At 65.7% G+C, this 19157-nt stretch carries 19 protein-coding genes; 14 read left to right on the forward strand and 5 right to left on the reverse strand.

Translation table 11 applies throughout. The features are described 5' to 3' along the window. Positions 1-60 precede the first annotated feature (60 nt). From Q8M13_RS04705 to Q8M13_RS04715, 3 genes are all read right to left on the reverse strand, one after another. Positions 61-489, reverse strand: coding sequence for an antitoxin Xre-like helix-turn-helix domain-containing protein (locus Q8M13_RS04705; RefSeq protein WP_370869955.1), 429 nt, complete (start codon positions 487-489; stop codon positions 61-63). A gap of 82 nt (positions 490-571) precedes the next feature. Continuing rightward, positions 572-808 carry a hypothetical protein gene (locus Q8M13_RS04710; protein ID WP_305298528.1) on the reverse strand — a complete coding sequence of 79 codons (237 nt, stop codon included), beginning with the start codon at positions 806-808 and terminating at the stop codon, positions 572-574. An 803-nt stretch (positions 809-1611) separates the two neighbouring features. Beyond that, positions 1612-2028: an antitoxin Xre/MbcA/ParS toxin-binding domain-containing protein gene (locus tag Q8M13_RS04715; RefSeq protein ID WP_305298529.1), complete on the reverse strand. Its 417-nt coding sequence runs from the start codon at positions 2026-2028 to the stop codon at positions 1612-1614. Between the two features lie 411 nt (positions 2029-2439). On the opposite strand from Q8M13_RS04715, the gene Q8M13_RS20965 reads away from it, so the two are divergent. The 3 genes from Q8M13_RS20965 (at position 2440) to Q8M13_RS04725 (ending at position 5261) form a co-directional block, all read left to right on the forward strand. Continuing rightward, positions 2440-2781 (forward strand): DUF3703 domain-containing protein, encoded by a 342-nt coding sequence (locus Q8M13_RS20965; RefSeq protein ID WP_370869956.1) that lies wholly within the window; start codon positions 2440-2442, stop codon positions 2779-2781. 129 nt (positions 2782-2910) lie between these two features. Then, entirely contained in the window at positions 2911-3132 is a 222-nt protein-coding gene (locus Q8M13_RS04720) for a heavy metal-associated domain-containing protein (protein WP_305298530.1), read from the forward strand. Positions 3133-3143: 11 nt separating this feature from the next. Then, positions 3144-5261, forward strand: coding sequence for a heavy metal translocating P-type ATPase (locus Q8M13_RS04725; protein WP_305298532.1), 2118 nt, complete (start codon positions 3144-3146; stop codon positions 5259-5261). A 2-nt stretch (positions 5262-5263) separates the two neighbouring features. On the opposite strand, the gene Q8M13_RS04730 is transcribed toward Q8M13_RS04725, so the two are convergent. Beyond that, entirely contained in the window at positions 5264-5485 is a 222-nt protein-coding gene (locus Q8M13_RS04730; protein WP_305298533.1) for a hypothetical protein, read from the reverse strand. 242 nt (positions 5486-5727) lie between these two features. After that, positions 5728-6174 carry a helix-turn-helix domain-containing protein gene (locus tag Q8M13_RS04735; RefSeq protein ID WP_305298534.1) on the reverse strand — a complete coding sequence of 149 codons (447 nt, stop codon included), beginning with the start codon at positions 6172-6174 and terminating at the stop codon, positions 5728-5730. A 434-nt stretch (positions 6175-6608) separates the two neighbouring features. Here Q8M13_RS04735 and Q8M13_RS04740 point away from each other — a divergent pair, with 434 nt between their 5' ends. The 11 genes from Q8M13_RS04740 to Q8M13_RS04790 all read left to right on the forward strand — a co-directional run bounded on the left by Q8M13_RS04740 (position 6609) and on the right by Q8M13_RS04790 (position 19154). Then, entirely contained in the window at positions 6609-6962 is a 354-nt protein-coding gene (locus Q8M13_RS04740) for a hypothetical protein (protein WP_305298535.1), read from the forward strand. Positions 6963-7025: 63 nt separating this feature from the next. After that, positions 7026-8282, forward strand: a complete 1257-nt coding sequence (locus Q8M13_RS04745) for a TolC family protein (protein ID WP_305298536.1) — start codon at positions 7026-7028, stop codon at positions 8280-8282. Next, positions 8282-9454, forward strand: a complete 1173-nt coding sequence (locus tag Q8M13_RS04750) for an efflux RND transporter periplasmic adaptor subunit (protein ID WP_305298537.1) — start codon at positions 8282-8284, stop codon at positions 9452-9454. Before Q8M13_RS04745 ends, Q8M13_RS04750 begins: the two co-directional genes overlap by 1 nt. A 30-nt stretch (positions 9455-9484) precedes the next feature. After that, entirely contained in the window at positions 9485-12727 is a 3243-nt protein-coding gene (locus Q8M13_RS04755) for an efflux RND transporter permease subunit (protein WP_305298539.1), read from the forward strand. A 68-nt stretch (positions 12728-12795) separates the two neighbouring features. Further along, positions 12796-14094, forward strand: coding sequence for a sodium:proton exchanger (locus Q8M13_RS04760; protein ID WP_305298540.1), 1299 nt, complete (start codon positions 12796-12798; stop codon positions 14092-14094). Beyond that, complete coding sequence (locus tag Q8M13_RS04765) at positions 14081-14527, forward strand: hypothetical protein (protein ID WP_305298541.1); 447 nt, start codon at positions 14081-14083, stop codon at positions 14525-14527. The genes Q8M13_RS04760 and Q8M13_RS04765 overlap by 14 nt, the downstream gene beginning before the upstream one ends. A gap of 230 nt (positions 14528-14757) precedes the next feature. Next, positions 14758-15108 (forward strand): DUF190 domain-containing protein, encoded by a 351-nt coding sequence (locus tag Q8M13_RS04770; RefSeq protein WP_305298543.1) that lies wholly within the window; start codon positions 14758-14760, stop codon positions 15106-15108. 388 nt (positions 15109-15496) lie between these two features. Further along, positions 15497-15946: a M23 family metallopeptidase gene (locus Q8M13_RS04775; protein WP_305298545.1), complete on the forward strand. Its 450-nt coding sequence runs from the start codon at positions 15497-15499 to the stop codon at positions 15944-15946. 301 nt (positions 15947-16247) lie between these two features. Next, positions 16248-16604: a hypothetical protein gene (locus Q8M13_RS04780; protein WP_305298547.1), complete on the forward strand. Its 357-nt coding sequence runs from the start codon at positions 16248-16250 to the stop codon at positions 16602-16604. Between the two features lie 52 nt (positions 16605-16656). Beyond that, on the forward strand, positions 16657-17913 hold the full coding sequence (locus tag Q8M13_RS04785) for a TolC family protein (RefSeq protein WP_305298548.1): 1257 nt from the start codon (positions 16657-16659) through the stop codon (positions 17911-17913). Then, positions 17910-19154 (forward strand): efflux RND transporter periplasmic adaptor subunit, encoded by a 1245-nt coding sequence (locus Q8M13_RS04790; protein WP_305298550.1) that lies wholly within the window; start codon positions 17910-17912, stop codon positions 19152-19154. Before Q8M13_RS04785 ends, Q8M13_RS04790 begins: the two co-directional genes overlap by 4 nt. Positions 19155-19157: the final 3 nt, after the last annotated feature.

Raw genomic sequence — 19157 nt, forward strand, 5'->3', positions numbered from 1 at the left:
GTTGGCCCGTGCGCCGGGTGTGTCGATAGACGCTCGCGAGAGCGGTGGACGTTCCTGATGCTAGGCGAATCCTCCACGAAGAACGTGCCCAAGCATGTTGGAGACAACAGTCTGCCCCTCCATTGTGCCGATCAGATTGATTGGGCGCTCGCCGCCCAACGCCGGCACAGGCTCCGCCATCCAGGTCGCCAACCAGGCCGGAGCATCGGCCTCAGCGTCATTGGTCATGGATTGAACCTGCCCGATAAGTTTCGCCAGACCGAGTATGCGTTCGCTCTCGCTCCTTGAAAGAAACTGATCGGAGGCCGCCTTGCGGCTGACGCTCGACTTGGACACTCCGAGCGCCTCAAAGATTTGCCCGTTTGCCCGTGCCACCTCGGTCAGGATGCGCATCGCGTCCCGCGCGCCAACGCGGGCTCGGATCATCGAGATCCGCTCAATTGGGGTCGCCTCGAACACTTGGCGATACGAGGTTGGACTCAGGGGCATCGTATCGATCGTCGAGCTAATAGGACCATCTGAGATCGGCCTGAAGAACGGAGAATGGTGCGACGGAGCCTTGCGCGACGGCTCACTGGGTCAATAGGGCCGCTCCGCAAATCGCGATGACCGCAGTCATTGCGACGAGAAAGCGCCGCTCCTCCCGACGCAAGGTGCCGCGGAACCTAGCTTCCGAAGCAAATAGCTCCCCTTCAAAACGGGTAGTACACGAGGCAAGGACCGCCTTGATGTTAGCGGTCTGCAACGCCATCGCTGTGTCGATGTCAGCGGCCAGCGCTGCGATCGCTGCTTCAATCTTTGTGTCCACGGGACCCATCCTAGCTGGTTGGCTTCGTTCGATCCCGGCCGGCGTGCGGCCACGGCCGGTTGCTGGGCGCTTGTCGGGGATGCAGAGCCTCCGGCCATGGACCAGGCGCTAGCGAAACCGCCCGATGACCATCTTGGACGCCTAGTCGCCATGGTTCAATTCGGAGAATGTTTAGGCGCCGAAGGCCGGGCTCGACAGGCTCGAGCGGGAAGGGGCGTTGGCCATAGTAGATCCACAGCTTGAGCGCTTCCTCGCCTACGCGACCAAGCTTCAGCAGCGATTCGTGGCGCCAGCAGCTGTCGATTTCAAAGATGATCGGCAAACTTCCACTCCCGGGTGTCCAAACCACGTCGAACCTCCCGGATTGTTTGAACTTCCGATGGCCGGTTTCGACCTCTGTGCGGGAAGCATGGCCAAGATGGGCGCCCAAATCCGCCAACCTCCTCTGGAGAAGGTTGTGTCGTTCCAGCTTTGAAATTCCGCTGGGCAGCGGTTTCGTGAGTTCGCCGTTGATCACGTTGACAAGATCAGAAGCGATCCGCCACGAGGAGTCGGGTGCGGGCCAGAAGGACGGAGGGGTTGCCATGTCGAGGGACCTTTTCGAGAGCTAATTTGCTCTCCTTCGCCCTCCCTCTCGCTTTGCCTATGTCGGCATTCAGCCCACAGTCGGCGCGTTGGACCGGCGCTGTGCTGCGCTTGCACCTATCCGATCGCTCATGGCTTCGACCGAGTTGTTGAAGATGGTCCAAGTGGCCTGAAGCTGCTGCCGCCTTTAGGCGGCTCAGGGGGATCCCCCTCATCGCTCATGCGTAAACGCCTAACTCCATCCGCGTTAGTTGATCATCGACGGCCTGCGCTCCAGCTGAGGTGGTCATGAGCTCAAGAGGGGAGCGACGGTTCAGAGCCATGACCGGCTCGGAAATCCACCTCTCCGCTGATGATTGGTTGCCGAGAACATGGGTCGCCCGAACCAAGAGCCGCGCGAAGGTCCAAGCAAAGTTGCCCTGAAGCGGCGTCATTCGTTTCCTCGACGAGTTGGTGTCGAGCATAGCTAGACCGAGTGCCGATAACAGATTGGGATCGTCACGCATCTCATGAAGTCGGCCTCGAAGGCGCTTGACCGTAGCCGACGACAAACCTTCGAGAAGCTGATCATGCAAGTCGACCATCGATCCGACTTCGGCGGGCGTGCGCCCCAAGCCGAGGAGTACTGCGGCCAACTCTTCCAGTTCCTGCGCACCGCTAGGGTTTAGGCTCCGCCTGGCAGCTGCCAACGAGGTTCTCCCGAGAACGTTCCTCCGGCAAGGATACCGATCGCTCAGCACCGTAAGCGAATCGTGGCTGCCCGGACAACTGGCCAGCAGGGGAGTCAGTCTAACACGGCCTGATCTTTTTAGAGGAAGTGGCCTCGGGCCGCTAAAGTAAGACGTGAGAAGCACCATTCTCACGTGTAGACCCCGTATGAAGCAGCACTGGTGTGAAACTCTTCTCCTTTGCCCGCGAACGGTTACTGTTCCTAGGTCGTCGATTTCGAAAGACGGGCGCGCCAGTTGGTGGACCTCGTCAACGGCCTGCGCCTACGTGAAGTGCCTACGCCGAGGAACGCAATCCCGCCGACTGGAGCCCATCGCATGGACGCCGACCTTCGCCGCCAGGCATTCGAACGCGAGTCATCCGCCGCAAAGCGCGCCCTAGCCGCTGGCGACCTCGACGAAGCATTCCGGCTGATTGAACGGGCCCACATCCTCGGCCAACCATGGGCCGGGCCCCACAGTTGGGCGCATTGGGAGATGCTCAAGATCGGCTGGCGGAGGAGGGACGCCCGCGAAGTCCGAGGTCAGTTGGTCCGACTGACGGCCGGAGGCCTCTTGTCTTGGATGGGACGCCTTCCGGTCGGCAATACTGGAGGCGCGAACGTCCCTGCCGAGCAGCCGATGCCGCTACCAGACGACCTAGTAGATCTCTGCAAATAGGCTCAGACGGCGGCAGGCTTTTTTGGGCAGCATGCGTCTCTGAGTCCGCGCGAACGTGGGCCGAAAATTGCGCTTGATCCTCGAGTGGCTGGAGGAATTAGGGTGCTGCTTAAAATGGAGGAGCAGCACATGGACCAAGCACTGCAAGCGACCACTCTCACCGTGACGGGGATGACCTGTTCAGGTTGCGCGAGCAAAGTCGACAAGGCCCTGCGCGGCCTTGAGGGGGTGCGCGACATCTCGCTCCACTATCCGGAGACCACGGTCGGCGTGCTTCATAGCGCTTCGGTGACGCCGGAGGTCATCCGCGAGACTGTGACCTCGCTGGGCTTCGAAGTCACGGCAGCCTAGGGGCTGAAGCGATGAGCGGAGGCGTTACGCAGGCGCGATATCGCGTCACCGGCATGGATTGTGGCGCGTGCGCCGCGAAGATCGGCACCGCGCTTCGGCGGGTGCCGGGCGTCTCCGAGGTGGCGGTCAGCTTTCAATCTGGCGTCCTGTCGGTCGCGTACGATGATCGCGTAGATGACGCGGCTGTCGCGAAGACTCTTAGCAAACTCGGATTTGGCGCGACGGCCTTGGAGGCTGGCGCCGAGGCGGCGTCCCGTCCGGCGCCCGACCCCTGGTGGAGGTCGGCCAAGGCGCGGGCGACGCTCCTGTGCGCGCTCGCGCTAGCGGTTGCTTACGGCGTGGGGCGCCTGGTTCCGAGCGTCGAACGCTACGCTTTCATCGCCGCGCTTCTGGTCGGCCTAGTGCCGGTGGCCAGGCGGGCCTTTGCGGCAGCGCGCATGGGCAGTCCGTTCTCCATCGAAATGCTGATGACGGTGGCCGCCGTCGGGGCCGTCGTGATCGGAGCTACAGAGGAAGCTGCCGCAGTCGTCCTATTCTTCCTGGTGGGCGAAATGCTGGAGGGGTTGGCGGCCAGCCGCGCGCGCCGGAGCATTTCCGAACTGGCCGACCTGGTTCCCAAGACCGCGCTGGTCGAAGCGGGCGGCGAGACGCGGGTCGTCGCCGCGGAACTCCTGCAAGTCGGTGAGACCATTCTCGTCCGGCCTGGCGAGCGGATCGCTGCGGACGGCGAAATCGTCGAAGGGGCGGGCGAAATTGATGAAGCGCCGGTCACCGGGGAGAGCGTGCCGAAAGCGAAGGCCGTCGGCGACGTGGTGTTTGCCGGCACGATCAATGCGACAGGCGTGCTGCGCATCCGGGTGACGGCGACGGCGGCCGACAACACCATCGCCCGTGTCGTGCGTCTTGTGGAGGAAGCACAAGAGAGTAAGGCGCCGACTGAGCGGTTCATCGATCGGTTCTCGAAAGCCTACACGCCGTTCGTGGTCCTGATCGCGATACTCGTCGCTATCGTCCCGCCGCTCGTGGGCGGCGCGGATTGGCAGACGTGGATCTATCGTGGTCTTGCCGTTCTGCTGATCGGCTGCCCCTGCGCTCTGGTGATCTCGACCCCCGCAGCGATCGCCGCCAGCCTGTCGGCTGGCGCGAGGCGCGGCCTGCTGCTGAAGGGAGGCGCGGTGCTCGAGGGCCTACGTCATGTGACGGCTGTCGCCTTCGACAAAACCGGAACACTGACCCAAGGTCGACCGGTCGTAACCGACGTCGTCGCCTTCCGGCGGAGCGAGCAGGCCGTGTTGGCGATGACCGCGGCACTGGAGCGCGGTTCGACCCATCCCCTTGCCGTGGCCATCCTCGACAGGGCAAAGGAGCAGGCGCTGCCGATCCCGCCGGCCTTCATGGCGCAGGCGATCGCCGGGGAGGGGATTGCCGGAAACGTCGCCGGCGAACCAGCCTTCTTCGGATCGCCGAAGGCCGCGGTGGAGCGCGCGCCGATCGAACCTGCGCACGCCGCTCGGATCGACGCCATGAACGCCGAAGGCAAGACGGTTTCGGTTCTGGTCGCCAGTGGCCAAGCCATTGGCCTGATCGCGTTACGTGACGAGCCGCGGGCCGACGCCCGCAAAGGCCTCGCAAGTCTCGCCGCAGCCGGCATTCGGACGGTGATGCTGACCGGTGACAATGCGCGAACCGCTGCTGCGGTCGGCGCCGATCTTGGGGTCATCGTGCGCGCCGAGTTGATGCCTCAGGACAAACTCGAGATCGTGCGGGCGCTTCAGGCCGAGGGGATGATCGTCGCCAAGGTCGGCGACGGGATCAACGACGCCCCAGCGCTCGCGGCAGCGGATATCGGTATCGCCATGGGCGGCGGCACGGACGTGGCGCTCGAGACGGCCGACGCGGCGGCGCTCCACGGCCGTGTTTCGGATGTCGCTGACATGATCGCGCTTTCTAAGGCGACGATGCGCAATATCTACCAAAACATCACAGCCGCATTGGGTCTGAAGGCCGTGTTCCTGGTGACGACGATCATCGGCGTGACGGGGCTCTGGCCGGCGATCTTGGCAGACACCGGGGCGACCGTTCTGGTGACGCTGAATGCGATCCGTTTGCTGCGTTGGCGACCTGTCTGAGGTCAGCGGCAGCGCCGGCAACGGCCGCTGGCCTCCAGCAAGACCCGCTCGATGAGAAAATCCGGCGGCGCGTTGGAGACGGCGGCAGGGCCGGGGACTGGCAGGCGTTCAACCGCGTGGCAGCAGGTGCAGACGAGCAGTGCGGCTCCGCCAGTCTCCGGCGTTTCGGGGCAGGCCATGTAGGCGCCCAGCGTGACGACTTTTTGGACGAGGCCGACGGCCATCAAGAAATCCAAGCTTCGATAGACCGTCGGGGGCTTGGTCGGGCGCAAACCCGCTCCAAACTGCTGGATGAGGTCGTATGCCTTCACCGGCTTTCCGGCGCCGACTAGAAGCGCGTACGTACGATGGCGCGGTTCTGTCCAGGTCTCGCCGGAGCGTTCACATCGCGCGCGTGCTGCGACCAGGGCTCGCTCGACACGCGCCGGGTCGGGCAAAGGGGCATAGCTATGAGGGCAGGGCGGGATCACGCGACGATAGCGGCCTCAGGTTCAGCGTGATCGCTGGCACAGAGCTCGTGATTGCTCAGCACCTCGATCACCCGACAGTCTGAGACGTGTCCGTGGCAGGCGGCTGACACCACCCGCTGAAGCTCGCCGCGTAGCGCCTCCAGCCGGGCGATTTTGCTTTCGACGGCCACAAGCTGTTCAGCCGCCAAGGCGTTGGCCTGGTCGCAGGGTTGTTCAGGGTCGTCGGCTAGCTGCAACAGCGTCCGGATGGCATCGACCGCAAAGCCTAGCTGGCGAGCGTGTTTGATGAACGCGAGCCGCTTCAGCGTACGCTCGTCGTAGACCCGCCGATCGTTTGGCGCGCGAAGGGGCTCGGGGAGCAGACCGATTTGCTCGTAGAATCGTATGGTTGTGACCTTGACGTCCGTGGCCTTGGCCAGAGCGCCGATGGAAAGAGGCGACATTGTAAACTCGCTCCTGCGTCTGGCGACGAACATAGTGTGGCAAACCTCTAGCGCCTAGAGGTTTGCTCAAGCGCGCTCGTCAGCAGATGGCAACGTCTTTGCCACAACGCGCACCCGCGAAGCTGCGAGCAAGTCGACGGTGGGCGTGCCGTGGCGCGCAAGATGTGAAAAAACTTCTTGCTCCTCCAGCGGCTGGAGCATGTAGCCTCTGCAAATGGTCAGCCACCGCAACTCGCCGCTCCGCGTCGCAACGCGACCGCAAAGTCGTCTCGGCGTCCAAGCGATCGCGCGTGCCGCGGCGGCGGGCCGGAATCGTGACTTTATAACGTGTTCCCATAGCTTTCAGGGGCACGTATAGGTCGCTCATGACTGGGATGGGGACATTCCCTCAGCACACAAAGAAGCGCGTCGCGAACAAGGCGATACGCGCGCGCGTGGGTGTCTCTAGCGGGGCGCACTTCGTCGTCAGTTTGCTGGTGGCGTTGGCTGTCCTGCTCAGCGCGATGTTGTCGCCATCCGCTGCGCACCTTGGTTTCGACAACGACGCGCCTGCCATTCAAACGGCGGCAGACGTTTCGGCGAAGTCGCCCGCCACACCTGATGCCCCGGTTAAGAGCCGGGTTCTTAGCCTCTGCACCGGCCACTGCACGGCCCATACCCTGACTTTGCCGGCGAGTTCGCCGGCCATGTTCGTTCTCTATGTCCTGCGCGCAAGTTGGTGGGCGACGAACGACTCGGTCGCCCAGGCCTCGCGACCCGCCCTGCTGGAGCGACCACCCCGAGTTTGATGCGTCAGCGGCGCCGGCGATCGGCGCGCAGGACTGCATAGAAACTCAGGGATACCAAATTCCATGTCACTCTTCATGCGTGGCGGGCTGCGTTTTGCGGCCGCCAGCACCGTGGCGATTCTTGCCGCCTTGGCCTCCGGGTCCAGCGCGGCCGCCGATCCGGCACCTTCTTTCCGCGAACTGCTGACGCAGGCCCAAACTGCGGCGCCCCAACTGGCTGAGGCGGCAGGCGAGGTTCGTCAGGCCGAAGGTCTGGCTCAGCAAGCCCGAGCCCGCCCCAATCCGACCCTTGGGTTGGATGTGGAGAACTTCAGTGGCAGCGGCCCCTATAAGGGCAGCTCCGAGGCAGAGAGTACGCTCTCGTTCGGACAGGCGCTGGAACTCGGCGGCAAGCGTGGCGCCAGGGTGGCCGCCGGTCGCGCTGGCCTTGCCGCGGCGCGAGCGCAATTCAGCCTGGCGCGTGCCGATTACGCCTTCGCTCTTGCGGAAGCCTATGCCGAGGCCGAGGCGGCCGAGCGGCAAGTCACCCTCGCGCAAGAGGGCCTTTCTCTCACCGAGGAGGTGCTTCGGATTTCCCAAGCGCTGGTGGACGCCGGCCGCGAGGCGGAGCTCCGCAGCCTGCAGGCGCGCAGCGCCGTCACCGGCGCCCGTGCGGCCCTGGAGGCTGCACAGGCGGCGAGGGCCAGCGCCTTCGCCCGGCTCACCGCCCTTGCCGGATCTCCGGCGCCCTTCACGAGCCTAGGTGACAGCTTGCTAACCAAAGCCGCGGCTACGGCGCGCAATGTCGATCTTCTGACCACGCCCGCAGTGATCGCCGCGGAAGCTGAACGGGAGGCCGCCGCTCGCCGCGTGCGGGTCGAACGCACGCGGGCGGTGCCCGACGTGACCCTGTCGGCCGGTGTCCGCCGGTTTAGCGCGGACGACTCGACGGCCCTCGTCGCCGGGATATCCGTGCCCATTCCTGTGTTCGACCAGAACCGCGGCAACATCACCGCAGCGCAAGGCGAACTGCTCTCCGCCGAGGCTAGACTAGCCCGTGCACGCCTGGAGGCCCAGGCCGAGTTGCGGACGGCGCTGTTTCAGGTCGACGCGGCCCAGACACGGGTCAGCGCGGCGGTTGAGACCGAACAGACCGCTCAGGAAGCCTACCAGCTCACACGGGTCGCATACGAGGCCGGAAAGGCGCCGCTTCTCGAGCTCATCAATGCGCGCAGGTCGCTGGCCGAAGCGCGCACCCAGACCATCGAAGCCCAGCTGGCGCGTCTGCGCGCTGAAGCTGGCCTGGCGCGCCTGCAAGGCCGCCCCCTCGGAGACCTCTGATGCCCCGCACCTCTTCGTCCAATTCCCAGCGGCAATGGCTGCTCGGCGGCGCTGCCCTCGTCGTCGCAACAGGCGTTGGCTTCGGCATAGCCAAGCTGACCACGCCCAAGCCCACGCCCACCGAGGCCGCCGCCGAGGCGCCGGCGGCGGCTCACGGCGCTGATACCCTGACCATGGGACCCGAGCGCATTCAGGCCTCTGCCGTCGGTCTGGAGACCGTGCTGGCGGGCGGCTTGGCGTCGGAAGTGGTCGCCCAGGCCACGGTGGAAGCCGAGCCGACCGGCCAGGCGGTCCTGACCGCGCGCGCTGCAGGAGCGGTCGTTCAGATCACCAAGCGCCTCGGGGATCCCGTACGGGCGGGGGAAACCCTGGCCCTGGTGTCGAGCCGTGAGGCCGCGCAGATTTCGGCCGACCGCAGCGTCGCTAGCGCCAAGGTCGATCTTGCTCGCCGCATGATGGCCCGCGAAAAGCGGCTCTACGAGCAGAAGGTCAGTCCGCGACAGGACTACGAAGCGGCGATGGCGGAGCTGGCGACCGCCGAGGCCGAGGCGCGCCGGGCCTCCACCGCGGCGGGGGCCGCGGCCGTGTCAAACGACGGGCGCTACGTGGCGGTAACCAGTCCGATCAATGGCCGCGTCACCGCGATGGCGGCCAGCCTCGGCGCCTATGTCCAACCTGAGACCGAACTCTTCCGGGTCTCCGACCCGGCCCGCATCCAGGTGGATGCGGCGGTGACGGCCAACGACGCGCGCCGGATCGCGCCTGGCGATCGGGCCATCGTCGAAACCAGCGGCGGTGAAACCCGGGCCGCTGTTGTTCGGGCGGTGACGCCCGGGGTAAGCGAGGAGACGCGGTCGGCAACTGTTGTCCTAACCCTCACAGATGGCCCGGGAGCCTTGCAGCTGGGTCAGCTGGTGCGGGCGCGGATTACGTCCCGCCAGTCGACCTCGGCGGGGATCGTGGTGCCTGAAGACTCTGTCCAGGTCATTGAGGGCCGCGATGCGGTGTTCGTGCGGACTACGACCGGTTTCCGTGTGCAGCCAGTAAGCGTCAGCCAGCGCAGCGGCGGGCGCGCGGTCATCCTTCAGGGGCTGAAAGGCGGGGAGACGCTCGCCGTCAAGAACGCCTTCCTCCTCAAGGCCGAGCTCGGAAAGAGCGCGGAAGAAGACTGACCCCAAAGCCGCATCTGGAGACACGCCGAAATGATCGGTCGAATTCTATCCATGTCGGTGAGGGGGCGTTGGTACGTGCTCTTCCTGACTCTCATCATCGCCATCTACGGCGGTTGGCAGCTCACCAAGCTGCCCATCGACGCCGTGCCCGACATCACGAACAAGCAGGTTCAAATCAATACGGTCGCCGGTGCGCTCTCGCCGGTAGAAATCGAGAAGCGCGTCACCTTCCCCGTTGAAACGGCGCTCGCGGGCATCCCGGGTTTGGAGACAACTCGCTCCATCTCTCGCAACGGCTTCAGCCAAGTCACGGCGATCTTCTCGGAGAGCACGGACCTCTATTTCGCCCGCCAGCAAGTCGCCGAGCGTTTGACCCAGGCTCGCGACACCCTGCCGGCGTCCGTGCAGCCGCAGATCGGGCCGGTCACGACCGGGCTCGGCGAGGTCTTCATGTATTCCGTGGAGTTTGCCAACCCAGACGGGAAGGGCGCCAAGGTTCGCGACGGCAGCCCAGGCTGGCAAAGCGACGGCTCCTACCTGACCGCCGAAGGCGAGCGGCTGACCGACAGCGTCGCGCGAGCCGCCTATCTTCGGACCGTGCAGGACTGGGTGATCAGACCGCAGCTGCGCAGCGTCAAGGGCGTCGCCGGTATCGACTCCATCGGTGGGTTCGAGAAGCAGTACGTGGTCGAGCCCGACCCATCGAAACTCGCAGCCTATGGCGTCTCTTATACCGAGCTCGCCAAGGCGCTGGAGGCCTCAAACCTCTCGGTGGGCGCCAATTTCATCCAGCGAGCCGGTGAGGCTTACCTCGTGCGCGCCGACGCCCGGGTCCGCACCCTCGACGAAATCCAGAACGCGGTGATTGCGACCCGCGGCACGGTCCCGGTCGCCGTCAAGGACGTCGCCACGGTCCGCGTCGGCGGTGATCTGCGCACCGGCGCGGCCACCAAGAATGGTGAGGAGGTCGTCGTCGGCACCGCCTTGATGTTGATTGGCGAGAACAGTCGTTCGGTGGCCAAGGCCGTTGGCGAAAAGCTGGACGATGTCCGCAAGTCGCTGCCGCCTGGCGTCGTGGTCAACACGACTCTCGATCGCTCGGTGCTGGTCAACGCGACCATCGCCACCGTTGAGCGTAACCTGACCGAGGGGGCGATCCTCGTTGCGGCGACCCTCTTCCTCCTGCTCGGCAACGTGCGGGCGGCGCTGATCGCAGTGCTGATCATCCCGCTGTCATTCCTGATGATGGCGATCGGCATGAACAAGCTGAACGTGCCGGGCAACCTGATGAGTCTCGGCGCGCTGGACTTCGGCCTCATCGTAGATGGTACCGTGATCATCATTGAGAACTGCCTTCTGCGGCTGGCCGAGCGCCAGCATCGGGAGGGCCGGCTGCTATTGCTCCCCGAACGCCTGGAGACGGTTTTGCACGCCTCCCAGGAGATGATCCGGCCGACGGTCTACGGCCAGGCGATCATCTTCCTGGTGTTTGCGCCGCTGCTCACCTTCACGGGAGTCGAGGGCAAGACGTTCTCCCCCATGGCCATCACGATCATGCTGGCGCTTGGCGCGGCGTTCATTCTGTCCCTGACCTTCGTCCCGGCTATGGTCGCCATCCTTATGCGGGGCAAGGTCTCGGAGAAGGAGGTGAGGATCATCGCCTACTCCAAGCGCCACTACGATCCGGTGCTCAAGCGCGCGATCGCTCGGCCTTGGCCCTTCATTGGCGCCGGCGTGGCCCTCTTCCTTGTCGCGGGCGGCGTCTACACGACGCTTGGCCAGGAATTCATTCCGCAGCTCGACGAGAAGAACCTCGCGATGGGGTCGCTGAAGATCCCGTCCACATCCCTTGAGCAATCCAAGGGCATGCAACAGCTGGTGGAGCGCGCCGTCACCTCCTTGCCGGAGGTGGAGATGATGTTCTCCAAGACCGGCACCGCCGAGGTCGCTACCGACCCGATGCCGCCAAACCAGTCGGACGGCTTCATCATCCTCAAACCGCAGAAGGAGTGGCCTGAAGGCGTCAAGACCAAGGCTGAAGTTGTCGAGCGGATCGAGGCTAAGGTCGCGCCTCTGCTGGGCAACAGCTACGAGGTGAGTCAGCCGATCCAGATGCGCTTCAACGAGCTCATCGCGGGGGTGCGGGGCGACGTCGCCATCAAGCTCTATGGTGACGACCTCGACAAGATGGGCCTCGCGGCGGCGAAGATTGGCGCCGCGCTGGAGAGCATTCAGGGGGCCGACGGAGTTCGCATCGAGCAAACCGGCGGCGCGCCCACCCTGGATGTTCGGTTCGACCGGCCCGCGATCGCCAGGTTTGGCCTGACTGTCGAAGAGGTCGCCGAAACCGTGGCTGCCGCCCTAGGCGGTCGCCAGGCGGGGGACGTCTTCGAAGGCGACAAGCGCTTCGACATCACTGTCCGTGTGCCGATGGCCAACCGTAACGACCTGGAGACGATTGGTGCGCTGCCGGTAATGCTGCCGTCCGCTAATGGCGGCATGCAGCGCTCGGTGCCGCTACGTGAGTTGGTGCAGTTCCGGTTCGCCGACGGTCTAAACCAAGTCAGCCGCGAAGACGGCAAGCGGCGCGTGGTGATCCAAGTCAACGTCCGCGACCGCGACATCGGTTCCTTCGTCAATGAAGCTCGAACCAAGGTCGAGGCCGTAGCCCTGCCTCCCGGCTCTTGGATCACCTGGGGCGGCCAATTCGAGAACCTCAAGGCCGCGACGGCTCGTCTCGGGCTTGTCGTCCCGATCTGCTTCATCATGATCTTCGTGATCCTCTACATGGCGCTGGGCGGCCTGGCGCCAGCCGCTTCGGTCTTTGCGGCCATTCCGCTCGGATTGTCGGGCGGGGTGTTCGCCCTGGCGCTCACTGGGATCACCTTCTCGATTTCGGCGGCTGTGGGCTTCATCGTCCTCGCTGGCGTCGCCGTGCTGAACGGCTTGGTGGTGATGTCGTCGATCCGGCAGCGGCTCGACGAGGGCATGCCGGTCTCCGAGGCGATTTATGAGGGCGCCGCCGAGCGCTTTCGGCCGGTCCTGATGACCGGCTTGGTGCCGGCCATCGGCTTCATCCCGATGGCGCTCGCTACCGGGACCGGCGCTGAGGTGCAGAAGCCCCTGGCCATGGTGGTCATCGGCGGCCTGATCACCGCCACCGCGGTCACCCTGGTGGTGCTTCCCGCCATCTCTCAACTGATCCTCCGCCTGGGCCGACGCCGAGCCGACCCCGCGGAGAGCCCGGCGGCGCTCACCCCCATAGCGCCGTGACTGGGGGCGCCGGCGTGGCCCATCTCCGCGCTGGCGCCAACCAGGCCCGATCATCGGAAGGAGTTCGCGTGACCCGTTCCAAAGTTCAGCCTCGCCAATTGTGGATTCCCGTAGTCATCGCCGTGGCCGCAATGCTCCCGGCCATGGCGCTCCGCATTGAGGGCTGGCGACCTAACGCTGTGCTCGACATGGCGGTGTTTGGCGCCGCGATCCTAGCCGCGGGCTTTCTGCTGTCTTGGGGCGCCGAGGCAGCCGAGAAGTACATCTCACAGGGCCTGATCCTGGCGGCGGTCGCACTTGTCACTGTCTTGCCGGAGTACGCAGTCGACATTTACTACGCCTTTCAGGCGGGGCGGGCGCCGGACGAGGGATATGTCGCCTTCGCCGCCGCCAACATGACCGGCGCCAACCGATTGCTGATCGGCCTCGCATGGCCGGCCATGGTGCTCCTGCACTGGTGGCGGAGTCGCCAGCAGAGCATTCAGCTGGCGCGTGCCAACGCCGTGGAGATCATCGCGCTGGCGGTCTCCAGCGCCTATGCCTTCCTGATTGTTTGGAAGAACACGATCAGCGCATGGGACTCGCTCGTGCTGATGGGCGTGTTCGGAGCCTACCTCTGGCGTGTCAGCCGCGTCCCCAAGGCGGCGGACGAGGACGAAGGGGACGAGCCGGGGCCCGGCGCCGTAATCGCTCAGATGCGACCGGCTCTGCGCTGGCCAGTGATGATCGGCATGACCCTGGTTGCTGCGGGGGTCATCCTCGCCGTCGCCGAACCATTCGCAGAGTCGATGATTGATGGCGGGCGCGCGCTTGGGATCGATCAGTTCCTACTCATCCAATGGCTTGCTCCGATCGCCAGCGAGGCTCCCGCTGTGGTGATCGCGGTGCTGTTCGTCCTCGCTGGTCGCGCGGCCGCAGGCCTAGTCGCGATGATCAGCGATAAGATCAATCAATGGACCCTGCTGGTGGGCATGCTGCCACTGGCCATGAGCCTTGGCGCCGGCACGCTGATGGCGATGCCGCTGGACGCGCGCCAGCACGAGGAGTTCTTCCTCACGGCCGCGCAATCCCTCTTTGGGCTCGCCTTGCTTCTCCGGGGGCGTCTCTCCCTGCCGGGCGCTGTCGCGCTGCTTGTCCTGTTCGTGGCGCAACTCGCGGTCGCGTTCACTCTGCGGAGCGACGCATCTCGCGACATCGCTGCGCTTACCATCGTGGCATGGGGCTACCTGGCTCTGGCCGCTGGAGTCATGGCGCTCAACGGTCGCGCAATCCTGAACCTCGGTCGGACGGCTGCATCGCTGAACACGGCCGGAGACCCGGCGAGCACCGCCTCCCCAGCCAAGAGTCCGCCCGATGCGACGCACTGACCGCCTTAAACGGCGTTGGACGGCCGCATTAGTCCTGGGCCTCGGCTTCTGGCTTGCCCGCTGCCCAAGCGTCGCGGCTCCGCCTCCGACGCTTGTGGTCGAACAGGTCGCCGGCCGAAAATGGCGCGCGGACGCACGCGGCCTCGTCATCGAGATCCGCCAGGAGACAGACGGCCGCCTGAAGATTGCATTCCTGGGCGCGGCGGGCGAGCCCGTTGTTCCGCCGCCCGCCGATGCGGTCACTCTGTCGGCGGCGGAGGGCGTTCGCGCTCACTTCGAGCCCATCGGCCTGAACTGGCGCTCGCGCGACATCGCAGGGACGCTCGCCGACGGCGATCGCCTGAGCATCATTGAGGCCGGCCATCGACAAGACTTCCAGCTGAATTTGCATCCCGCGGACGCTCAGCCGCCTCTTGGAGTGTCTCCGCGATGACCGGCTTCTCCAGACGCAGCGCGCTAGCTGTCTTGGTGAAGGCCACGTGCCGCCGAGCGGCGTCACCACCTTGCTCGCGAGGCGACCGACCGGAGCCGTCGGTTGGCCGTGCCAGGGATGCCCCTCGGCTCTCCGGAAATGGAAACGCCCAACGACCACGTACGTCAGGCTCCCGATCCTGCCGGCTAGCCGGACCCGCACCTTCGCAAAACACTAGAGGAGACCCCCTAATGCAGATTCCTAGTCAAGCGGTCCTGCTCCGCATCTACACTGACGAGAACGCGCTCAGCGGCGCGGAATCGCTTATCAGCGTCATTGTCAAGCGTGCGCGGGCTGCCCGCCTTGCGGGCGCCACGGTGCTCCGCGGCCGGATGGGCTTTGGCGAATCCGCGCGGCTCCATGAGGTCCGCCCCTTTGACCTCAGCGACAACCTTCCCGTGGTGGTCGAGATCGTCGACGAGGAGTTCCGACTGCGGTCGTTCCTCGCCACCCTCGCTGACCTGACTGACATCGGGCTCGTGACCTTCGAGAAGGTTGAGGTGCTGCGCTATGGCGGCCACCGCGCTGAGCCACGGACCTGAAGAAGGGACGCCATCCCGGAAGCGCTAGGGCTCGTTCCTCGGCCATACCATGCAGGCATGGCCCGGGATGCGGCCCCGATCGTGACGCCGAGGGCGCGTCGAATTTTCCCAACTTACCTTTGACAAAGGAGAAATCAGTGTGACCTCCACGTTCGATCATGTGGAAATCTTACGCCGGTTGGAGCGCCGGTTGGAGCGGCTCCGTCGTGCGACGCCTTGGGCAATCATTGTCATCGGACTGGCGCTTGGGCTGGCCATCGGACGGAACGCAGGAGCAGTGACGACACCTTCGCGGTCGACACATCCTGTCCTTGCGGCTCTTCCGCCTCTGTCCGCGAGGGGTGGGCTCGACCTCGACGCCGATGGCCGCTTGGATGTGGCGGCTCCCGTGGAAAGCAATCTACGCGGAACCGATGCCTTTGGCTCGGGGGCGTTCGGCGCGGCCCGCGACGGCGGTCGCCGCCAGCATCGTGGCGTGGATTTGGTGGCGACTCCGGGGGCGCCGGTCCGCGCACCCATTTCCGGCCGGGTGACCCGGGTTGGCGCGGCCTACAGCGACAGCGCCGCACTGACCTATGTCGAGATCGCCAACCCTGAGACACGCTACGTAGCGCGTGTCCTCTATGTCGGCTCCCAAGTCACACCGGGGACCACGGTCGCCGCGGGCGACCTGATCGGTCGGGCGCAAGATCTTGCCGTGCGCTACGGCCCAGGCATGACCAATCATGTCCACTTGGAACTCACTGGCCGCAGCGGCGGACGGCTGAATCCCCTGGTGATCCTGCCGAGCATGACGGGTGAGCGAAGCAGCACGACTGCGAGAGAAGTAGTGTTGTGACGAGCGAAAGGGGAGACGGCCGTGACGGTCGCCCGTCGTTGTGGGCAGTGCTTCTGTTCATAGTATCGATGACTTTCACCGCGAGCATGGCCTGGCTGGCCTTCAACTAGCTGGGACCAGTCGGCTCGCTAAGGCCGCACGAGGGGGGCGGCTTGGTCACAGTCCCGCATCTTCACCTAGCTTGGCGGATCATCGTCCAGGCCCCTCCCACGTACCAAGCGAGGAAGCACATTTAAACTGTGCCTAAACGTGATCTTATAACGCATTCCCACGGCGCAGGCCGACGTCTATAGAGCGATCAATGGCGCTTCTACGCACATGGTGGCGGACACTCGGCGGCCTAATGGTCGTCGCCTTCGCCATGGCGTTTATGGCGGGGTCGGCGGTTGACGCCGTCGCCTGCCAGGACGAGGGCAGCCCGGTCGGCGTAGCTGGCGACCTGCACTATGTCCTCGTCGCTGACGACTCCGAACCCGATCCGATCCACAGCGCAGTCGAAACCTGCGCTCATGGACATTGTCACCACCTCGCAGGGCTGGGCGTCGCCCAGGGCCAGGACGCCAGTGCGCCTCGATCCTCGGTACCGCACGGTTGGACGCTCGCGAGCCTCCACCCCGATTTCGATCCTTCCAACCTAGAGCGTCCGCCTCGCGCGTGATGACCCGGCGCCTCCCCGCGCCTTCCGTCATTACAATCGAGAAGGATTCTTTGTGTCTTACCATCGAGTGCCGCTGCTTGCGGCCGCGTCAGGGCTGGCGGCCCTGGGGCTCTTTGTCGGCGTCTCCGCCGCTGAGCCTGTTCCGCCGTTCGCCGAACTCATTGCGCAAGTGGATGCAACCGCGCCGCGCCTTGCCGAAGCCCGCGCCGCGGTTGCCCGGGCCGAAGGCCTCGCGCTGCAGGCTCACGCCTTTCCAAACCCAACGATCGGTATCGACCGGGAGAACTTTTCAGGTACTGGGCCGTACAGTGGGTCCGGCGTCGCCGAAACCACGGCGACCCTAGGCCAGACCCTGGAGCTCGGCGGCAAGCGGGCCGCCCGCATCGGGGTGGGGCGGGCCGAGCTGGATGCCGCCCGGAGGCGCGAAGCGCAGGCGCGAACCGATTTCCGGTTCGATCTGGCCCTCGCGTACGCCGAAGCCGAAGCTAGCGACCGGCGCCTCATCCTCGCCGAGGACACGTTGGCGGCCGCCAAGCAGGATGCCGGAATCGCGCGAGCCTTCGTGCAGGCGGGGCGCGAGCCGGAATTGCGTCGGCTCCAGGCCGAAGCGTCCCTGCAGAGCGCGCTGGCTGCGCTCGACGAAACGCAAGCGGCACGGGCGACAGCATTCTCGAACCTGACCGCCCTGTCCGGTGCAGCCACACCGTTCACTTCAATCCCCACGAGCCTACTCGACCAGGGCGCCTCATTTTTTGGGCGGCGGTCGCTGGATCCGGAGCACAGCGTTGCGATCTTGGTCGCCGAGGCCGAGCGCGAGGCAGCGCAGCGGCGGGTGACGTTGGAGCGCCGCCAGGCTGTTCCAGATCTATCCGTCTCGGTCGGCGTACGTCGCTTCTCTGAGTCAGATTCGACCGCCTTGGTCGCTGGGGTCTCAGCGCCGCTTCCGCTATTTGACCGGAACAAGGGCAATGTCCGTGCGGCTCGGGCCGACGTGAACGCGGCCGAGGCAAGGCTCAACGCTGCACGTCTGGACGCCGCTGCCGCCGTACGTTCGGGGACAGCCCGGATCGCCGCAGCTGAAGCCCGACTTTCGGCCGCCCTTGAGGGGGAAAGAGTCGCCCAGGAGGCCTACCGGCTGACCCGCATCGGCTACGAGGCCGGCAAGATCGATCTCGCCGAGCTTCTCAACACCCGCCGCGCTCTGACGGACGCGCGGGCCCAATCCATCGCTGCCGCCGTAGAGCGGATCGGCGCCCAGGCCGCCCTTGTCCGATTGACGGGCGTCGCCGAGACCGGAGTACCCCAATGACCAAAGACAAGCAGCGCCTGTTGGGCGCCGTGGCTGCGGCCGCTGTAATCGCTGGTGGCGCGGGCTTTGGCCTCTCCGCCTTGCTCAATCGCAACGACCCCCCCGCGGCGGCGAAGGCCTCTGACAGCCATGGGGAGGAAGGCGAGGCCGGACACGCTGAGGATGGCAAGGCCGGAGAAGCCGGTCACGCTGACGAGGATGGTCACGCCGAAGGCGGCGCTGAAAAGGATGAAGAGGGCGCCGTCGCCCTGACGCCGGACCAGTTGCAGGCAGCTGGCATCAAAATCGTGGCGGTCGGCCAAGGTGGTGGTGGCGAGACGCGGCTCTCGGGCCGGGTGGAGCCCGTCATCGATGCGCGGGCCAGTGTCGGCGCCGCCGTCGCCGGTCGCATCGAGCAGGTCCTTGTGGCTCCTGGTCAGTCGGTGCGCGCAGGGCAACCATTGATCGTTCTGGTCAGCGGCGACGCCGCGACCTATCGCGCTGAAGCCGATGCGGCGGTTGCTGCGGCAGACGCCGCCCGCCGCGCTTACGACCGTGACCGGAGCCTTGGCGAACAGGGCGTGGTTGCGCGTCAGGAGGTGGAAACGTCCCGTGCTCAAGCGATGAGTGCGGAAGCCAGTGCTCGAGCTGCGCGTGCGCGGTCGGCCGCGGCCGGCGGCCCGAACGCATCTGGCCGAACCAACGTGACGTCGCCGATCTCCGGCGTTGTTTCCAGCGTCGCGGTGGGGCCGGGCGGCTTCGTCGCCCAGGGCGGCATTGTCGCTGAGGTCACCAACCCTGCGCGCGTGGAGTTGGTGTTCAACGCGCCGCCCGCCATCGCGACCGGTTTGCGCGCCGGTGCGGCCATCCGTGTCCAAGGTCCTGCCGGTGAATTTGACGCCGTGGTGACCGGGGTCGCCGCCGCCGCCAACGCCTCGACCGGCGCGACCGTGGTTCGCGCACGCCCAAGCGGGGGCACAGCCCCCCCTGTTGGGTCGCCGGTCACCGCCGCCGTCGTCACCGGCGGCGCGACTGGGGCCGTCACAGTGCCGTCCGAAGCCGTGCAGACGGTCGAGGGCGGAAGCGTCGTGTTCCTCCAAACGGCTGGGGGCTTCAGGGCTGTCCCGGTCCTCACCGGTCGCCAAGCAGGCGGCCGGACGGAGATACTGCGAGGTCTGAACGGATCCGAGCGGATCGCCGGCGCCAACGCCTTTCTGCTGAAAGCCGAGCTCGCCAAGGGCCAAGCCGAGCACGGGCACTAGGGG

The organism is Phenylobacterium sp., assembly GCF_030681155.1.
Lineage (GTDB): Bacteria > Pseudomonadota > Alphaproteobacteria > Caulobacterales > Caulobacteraceae > Phenylobacterium.

Excerpts from the sequence above, each read along its gene's own strand:
- Q8M13_RS04780 (WP_305298547.1), top strand. The coding sequence starts at position 16,248 with ATGGCGCTTCTACGCACATGGTGGCGGACACTCGGCGGCCTAATGGTC.
- Q8M13_RS04745 (WP_305298536.1), top strand. The coding sequence starts at position 7,026 with ATGTCACTCTTCATGCGTGGCGGGCTGCGTTTTGCGGCCGCCAGCACC.
- Q8M13_RS04765 (WP_305298541.1), top strand. The coding sequence starts at position 14,081 with ATGCGACGCACTGACCGCCTTAAACGGCGTTGGACGGCCGCATTAGTC.
- Q8M13_RS04720 (WP_305298530.1), top strand. The coding sequence starts at position 2,911 with ATGGACCAAGCACTGCAAGCGACCACTCTCACCGTGACGGGGATGACC.
- Q8M13_RS04730 (WP_305298533.1), bottom strand. The coding sequence starts at position 5,485 with ATGGCCGTCGGCCTCGTCCAAAAAGTCGTCACGCTGGGCGCCTACATG.
- Q8M13_RS04705 (WP_370869955.1), bottom strand. The coding sequence starts at position 489 with ATGCCCCTGAGTCCAACCTCGTATCGCCAAGTGTTCGAGGCGACCCCA.
- Q8M13_RS04790 (WP_305298550.1), top strand. The coding sequence starts at position 17,910 with ATGACCAAAGACAAGCAGCGCCTGTTGGGCGCCGTGGCTGCGGCCGCT.
- Q8M13_RS04755 (WP_305298539.1), top strand. The coding sequence starts at position 9,485 with ATGATCGGTCGAATTCTATCCATGTCGGTGAGGGGGCGTTGGTACGTG.
- Q8M13_RS04770 (WP_305298543.1), top strand. The coding sequence starts at position 14,758 with ATGCAGATTCCTAGTCAAGCGGTCCTGCTCCGCATCTACACTGACGAG.
- Q8M13_RS04750 (WP_305298537.1), top strand. The coding sequence starts at position 8,282 with ATGCCCCGCACCTCTTCGTCCAATTCCCAGCGGCAATGGCTGCTCGGC.
- Q8M13_RS04725 (WP_305298532.1), top strand. The coding sequence starts at position 3,144 with ATGAGCGGAGGCGTTACGCAGGCGCGATATCGCGTCACCGGCATGGAT.
- Q8M13_RS04735 (WP_305298534.1), bottom strand. The coding sequence starts at position 6,174 with ATGTCGCCTCTTTCCATCGGCGCTCTGGCCAAGGCCACGGACGTCAAG.
- Q8M13_RS20965 (WP_370869956.1), top strand. The coding sequence starts at position 2,440 with ATGGACGCCGACCTTCGCCGCCAGGCATTCGAACGCGAGTCATCCGCC.